The sequence below is a fragment of the Streptomyces sp. NPDC002790 genome (assembly GCF_040295505.1).
GTDB lineage: Bacteria > Actinomycetota > Actinomycetes > Streptomycetales > Streptomycetaceae > Streptomyces.
Window position 1 is genome coordinate 1 of sequence record NZ_JBEOVM010000204.1, and the last position, 5,083, is coordinate 5,083.

4 protein-coding genes are annotated in these 5,083 nt (G+C 70.6%); 2 read left to right on the forward strand and 2 right to left on the reverse strand.

The features are described from left to right. Positions 1 to 248 precede the first annotated feature (248 nt). On the forward strand, positions 249 to 1,430 hold the full coding sequence (locus ABT004_RS35785) for a cation:proton antiporter (RefSeq protein WP_351345835.1): 1,182 nt from the start codon (positions 249 to 251) through the stop codon (positions 1,428 to 1,430). Positions 1,431 to 1,479: 49 nt separating this feature from the next. On the opposite strand, the gene ABT004_RS35790 is transcribed toward ABT004_RS35785, so the two are convergent. Continuing rightward, positions 1,480 to 2,652: a PP2C family protein-serine/threonine phosphatase gene (locus ABT004_RS35790; RefSeq protein ID WP_351345838.1), complete on the reverse strand. Its 1,173-nt coding sequence runs from the start codon at positions 2,650 to 2,652 to the stop codon at positions 1,480 to 1,482. Between the two features lie 151 nt (positions 2,653 to 2,803). Here ABT004_RS35790 and ABT004_RS35795 point away from each other — a divergent pair, with 151 nt between their 5' ends. Continuing rightward, complete coding sequence (locus ABT004_RS35795) at positions 2,804 to 4,036, forward strand: GNAT family N-acetyltransferase (RefSeq protein WP_351345841.1); 1,233 nt, start codon at positions 2,804 to 2,806, stop codon at positions 4,034 to 4,036. A gap of 4 nt (positions 4,037 to 4,040) precedes the next feature. On the opposite strand, the gene ABT004_RS35800 is transcribed toward ABT004_RS35795, so the two are convergent. Then, on the reverse strand, positions 4,041 to 4,859 hold the full coding sequence (locus tag ABT004_RS35800) for an Fpg/Nei family DNA glycosylase (protein WP_351345844.1): 819 nt from the start codon (positions 4,857 to 4,859) through the stop codon (positions 4,041 to 4,043). Positions 4,860 to 5,083 lie beyond the last annotated feature (224 nt).

A 5,083-nucleotide genomic window follows, 5' to 3' on the forward strand; every position in this document is an offset into this window, starting at 1 on the left:
GGGCTCCGCCCCGCACCCCGCGCCTCAATCGCCGGCGGGGCTTGATTTATCAAGCCCCGCCGGCGATTGAGGCGATCGTACGGGCGCCCTCTCACACGGCCCCGGATACCCCCCTCAGGTCCTTTGGTAAGCTAAGTATTGACGTTTTCTTGACGCTCTCTTGACCAAAGCCTCTGGTCGGTCCTGACGACCGGGCTTCAAGACCAAGGAGGAACGGGCCCATCGGACACGCGGACACCTTGATCGCCATGGGCGGTGCCTTTCTCGCGGCAGCCGTCCTCGCCCGCCTGGGAGGGCGGATAGGCCTCCCCACCATTCCCCTGTTCATCCTGGCCGGGATCCTGCTCGGCCCCCACACGCCGGGCGTCGTGCTGCTCTCCGACCCGCACGACCTGGAGATGCTCTCCGCGCTCGGCCTCGTACTGCTGCTCTTCTATCTCGGCCTCGAGTTCCACATGGACGATCTGAAGACCGGCGGCCGCAAGATGGCCGTCGCCGGAGGGACGTACCTCGCGCTGAACGTCGGCGCCGGCCTCGGTTTCGGATTCGCCCTCGGCTGGGGCACATCCGAAGCTCTGGTCCTCGCCGGGGTGCTCGGCATCTCGTCGTCCGCGATCGTCACCAAGGTGCTCGTGGACACCGGCCGGCTCGGGAACCCCGAGACCAAGCCGATCCTCGGGATCATCGTCGTCGAGGACATCTTCCTCGCCCTGTATCTGGCCGCCCTGCAACCGATCCTGTCCGGCGCGGACTCGCTCGGGGCCGCCGTGCTCGACGGCGGCAAGGCCTTCGGGTTCCTGCTGCTGCTCGCCCTCGCGGCGCGCTTCGGGACGCGGATCGTCGGCATGCTCTTCAACACCAAGGACGACGAGCTGCTCGTCATCTCCTTCCTCGGCACCGCCGTCTTCGTGGCCGGGGTCTCCGAGTGGTTCGGTGTCGCCGACGCCATCGGCGCGTTCATGGTCGGCCTGATGCTCGGCTCGACCGCTTCCGGCGAGCGGATCCGCACGCTGGTGCACCCGCTGCGGGACGCCTTCGGGGCGATCTTCTTCTTCGGGTTCGGGCTCTCCATCGACCCCGGTGACCTGCCGTCCGTGGTGTGGCCGGTGCTCGCCGCGGTCGCGCTGACGCTCGTCATGAACGTGCTCGCCGGAATCGGCGGCGCGAAGATCTACGGGTTCGGGTCCGGGCCCGCGGCGAACATCGCGACCACGTTGCTGGCGCGCGGCGAGTTCGCGCTGATCCTCGCCACGATGGCCGCGGGGGCGGGGCTCGACGAACGCCTCTCGCCGTTCATCGCGGGATACGTGCTGCTGCTCGCGGTGCTCGGCCCGATGGCCGCGGGCCGCTCCGAATGGCTGGCCCGGATCCTGCCGGTCAAGGAACGGGCGCCCCTGACCGAGGAACCACGGGTCGGCGCCGGGGTATAGCGGCCGGGAGTGCCGGGGCCCGTGGGACCCCTTGGGCCCCTTGGGCCCCTTAAGCGTCCCGGCAGATCAGCAGCAGCGCCCGGTCGTCGTTGACATCCTTGGCCACCGCCTCGATGAGGTGCCAGGCCGCACCGTGGAAGCCGCCGGTCACATACCGGTCGGCTTCCCCGGTGAGGCGGTCCATGCCCTCGCTGATGTCCCGCTCGGAGGTCTCGACGAGGCCGTCCGTGAACAGCATCAGCACGTCGCCGGGGCGCAAGGTGCCCTTCGTGGCGTCGAATTCGGCCCCGTCGTAGACGCCGAGGAGCGGGCCCTCGGCCGCCTTCTCCTCCCAGCGCCCGGTGCCCGCGCTGAGTTGCAGGCCCGGCGGGTGGCCCGCGGAGTACAGCTCGTAGTCCCCCGATTCGAGGTCCAGGACAAGGTGGATCGAGGTCGCGAAGCCCTCGTCCCAGTCCTGGCGGAGCAGATAGCCGTTCGCCGCGGGCAGGAAGGCGTGCGGCGGCAGCGAGCCGAGCAGACCGCTGAAGGCGCCGGCCAGTAGCAGTGCACGCGAGGCCGCGTCCATGCCCTTGCCCGACACGTCCGTGAGGACGACCTCAAGGGTGCGGCCGTTGTTCGTACGCGCCGCCACCACGAAGTCGCCGGAGAACGACTGGCCGCCCGCCGGGCGCAGCGCCATCTCACGGTGCCAGCCCTGCGGCAGCTTGGGCAGCCGGCTCTGCGTGCGGATCCGCTCGCGCAGGTCGAAGAGCATCGTTCCGCCACGCCGCCAGGGCACGCCCACCCGGCTGCGGAACTGGGCGATGAGCAGGCCGAAGAACCCGCAGGCCGCGACCGTGAGCACGGTGCCGGGCGTGACGCCTGCCGCGCGCTGTGTGTAGGGGCCGAGCTGGAACGATTCGACGATCAGCGCAGCGGCCGCCGCCGCGTACAGGCCGAGCAGGCTGGCGGGGCGCAGCAGCAGGCCACCCGCGACGATCGGCAGGACGAGGATGGCGGGCGCGCACCACACCGGGTTGAGGATGGTGGCGCAGGCGATCACCGGGATGGTGATGAGCAGTCCGACGAGCGCGATCCAGTCCGAGCCGTCCCCGCGGAAGTAGTCCACTCCGGATTTGCGCACGGCTGTGCGGACCCGGTGTACGCGCATTCTCAACCGGGCCGGGAACGTATCGGCCTCCGCGCGCTGTGCGCGCCCGCGCCGCTCTCGTCGTACCGCCATTGTTCGTGGACCCTATCCACCGGGTCGGGACCTGTGCACGGGAGGTCCCACTTGTCCCCCTTTCCGGGCACGCCTGTCAGCCCCGGTACAGGCCCCGCCGCGGGCGGTAAATTCCCTCGCCCGCCGCTGCCCGCCCTGGTAGGGATGGCATATGACGACCGATCTGCGCACCTTGCGGGACAGCGAGTGGAACGACTGGTACGGGAAGCTGGAGCGGGCCTTCGGCGGAGTGGCCGAGGCACCGGAGGAGCGCGAGCTCTACCGGGAGCTGACCGCCCTGGACCGCTCGCTCGGAGTCTGGGACGGGGCGGAGTGCGTGGGCACGGCGGGGTCCTTCCCCTTCCGCGTCGCGGTGCCGGGCGGGGCCTTCGTGACCGCGGCGGGCGTGACCATGGTCAGCGTCGCCGCGACGCACCGCAGGCGCGGCATCCTGACCGAAATGATGCGCCGTCAACTCGACGACGTACGCGGGTGGGGCGAGCCTCTCGCGGTCCTCACGGCGTCCGAACCCGTGATCTACGGACGGTTCGGCTACGGAACCGGGACCCGCAAGGCCACGGTGCGCGTCGAGTCGCAGCGGGTGCGCGTCGACGCGCCCGCCGAGGCCGACGACGTGCGGCTTCGGTACGTGGAGGTGGCGGAGGCCGCCGAGCGCTGCGAGGCCGTGTATCTGCGGACCGTGGGGACGCGGCCCGGGATGCTCGCCCGGTTGCCCGGCTGGGAGCGACTGCCGCTGCTCGACCCCGAGCGGGAGCGGGGCGGGGCGTCGCCGCTGCAGTGCGTAGTCGCTGAACTGGGCGGGGAGACGGTCGGGTTCGCGCGTTTCCACGTGAAGCCGGAGTCCGCGCACGGGCTGGATCAAAGCACTGTCATGGTGCGCGAGGTGACCGCGGTCGAGCCCGCGGCGTACGCGGCGCTGTGGCGGTTCCTGTGCTCCATCGACCTGACGGAGACCGTGGAGTGCGAGAACCTTCCGGTGGACGACCCGCTGTTCTCGCTGGTCTCCGACATCCGGCGGTGCGACGTACGGGTGCGTGACTCGATGCACGTACGTCTGGTGGATGTGGGCGGAGCCCTCGAAGCTCGTACGTATCTCAGGCCCGTGGACGTCGTGTTCGAGGTGCGGGACGCCTTCTGCCCCTGGAACGAGGGGCGTTGGCGGCTCACGGGTGACGCGAAGGGCGGCGCGTCCTGCAAGCGGACCGAGGAGCCGGCCGATCTCGCCCTGTCCGTACGGGAGTTGGGCGCGGCCTATCTCGGTGACGTGTCACTGCTGGAGCTGGCCGGGGCCGGGCGGGTGCGGGAGCTGCGGCCGGGGGCGCTCGCGGAGGCGTCGGTGGCGTTCGGCTCGGCTGTCGCGCCGTGGCTGCCGCACGGGTTTTAGCGATTCAGCGGGGCGGCTGGCACGTCGGGCACCAGAAGAGGTTGCGGGCCGCCAGTTCCGCGCTGCGGATCTCGGTGCCGCACAGGTGGCAGGGCTGCGGGGCGCGCCGATAGACGTAGACCTCGCCGCCGTGGTCGTCGACGCGCGGGGGCCGGTTCATCGCCTCGGGGGTGTGCTCGGGGCGGACGGTGTCGATGCGGTTGGCGCGGACGCCGTCGTGCATGAGCCCCACCAAGTCGTCCCAGATGGCGGCGAGTTGGGGGCCCGTGAGGTTCTTGCCGGGGGTGTACGGGTCGATGCCGTGCCGGAAGAGGACCTCGGCGCGGTAGACATTGCCGACGCCCGCGATGATCTTCTGGTCCATGAGGAGCGCGGCGATGGTGGTGCGGCTGCGGGAGATCCGCTCGTACGCCCGGGTGGGGTCCTCGCCCTCGCGCAGCGGGTCCGGGCCGAGGCGGTCGTGTATCGCCTGCTTCTCGGCGTCCGTGATGAGCGCGCAGGTGGTGGGGCCGCGGAGGTCCGCGTAGTGGGTGTCGTTCGCGAGGCGGAGGCGGACGGTGTCCGTGGGGGGCGGGGCGGGGGTTCTGCCGAAGGTGTACTTGCCGAAGAGGCCGAGGTGGATGTGGATCCAGGTGTCGTCGCCGGCGCCGAAGCCGAGGAAGAGGTGCTTGCCGTGGGCGTCGGTTCGGGTCAGTTCTTGGCCGGTGACGAGCGCTGCCGCGTCGGAGAACTTGCCCTGGGGGCTGGTTGTGGTGGCCTCGCGGCCGGCGAATTTCTCGGCGTGGTCCTGGGCGAGGCGGTGGATGGTGTGACCCTCGGGCACGCCACCGTTCCTTTCGGGTAACCGTGGTTGACGTCACGGGGCTCCGCCCCGGACCCCGCTGCTCAATCGCCGCAGGGGCTTAAAAGATTCGCCTCAATCGCCGGCGGGGCTTGATAGATAAGCCTGCGGCGGGGCTTGATAGATCAACCTGCGGCGGGGCTTGATGGATCAAGCCCCGCCGGCGATCGACAGATCAAGTCCCGCGGCGCTTGGGGGGATGGGTA

Excerpts from the sequence above, each read along its gene's own strand:
- ABT004_RS35785 (WP_351345835.1), top strand. The coding sequence starts at position 249 with ATGGGCGGTGCCTTTCTCGCGGCAGCCGTCCTCGCCCGCCTGGGAGGG.
- ABT004_RS35790 (WP_351345838.1), bottom strand. The coding sequence starts at position 2,652 with ATGGCGGTACGACGAGAGCGGCGCGGGCGCGCACAGCGCGCGGAGGCC.
- ABT004_RS35795 (WP_351345841.1), top strand. The coding sequence starts at position 2,804 with ATGACGACCGATCTGCGCACCTTGCGGGACAGCGAGTGGAACGACTGG.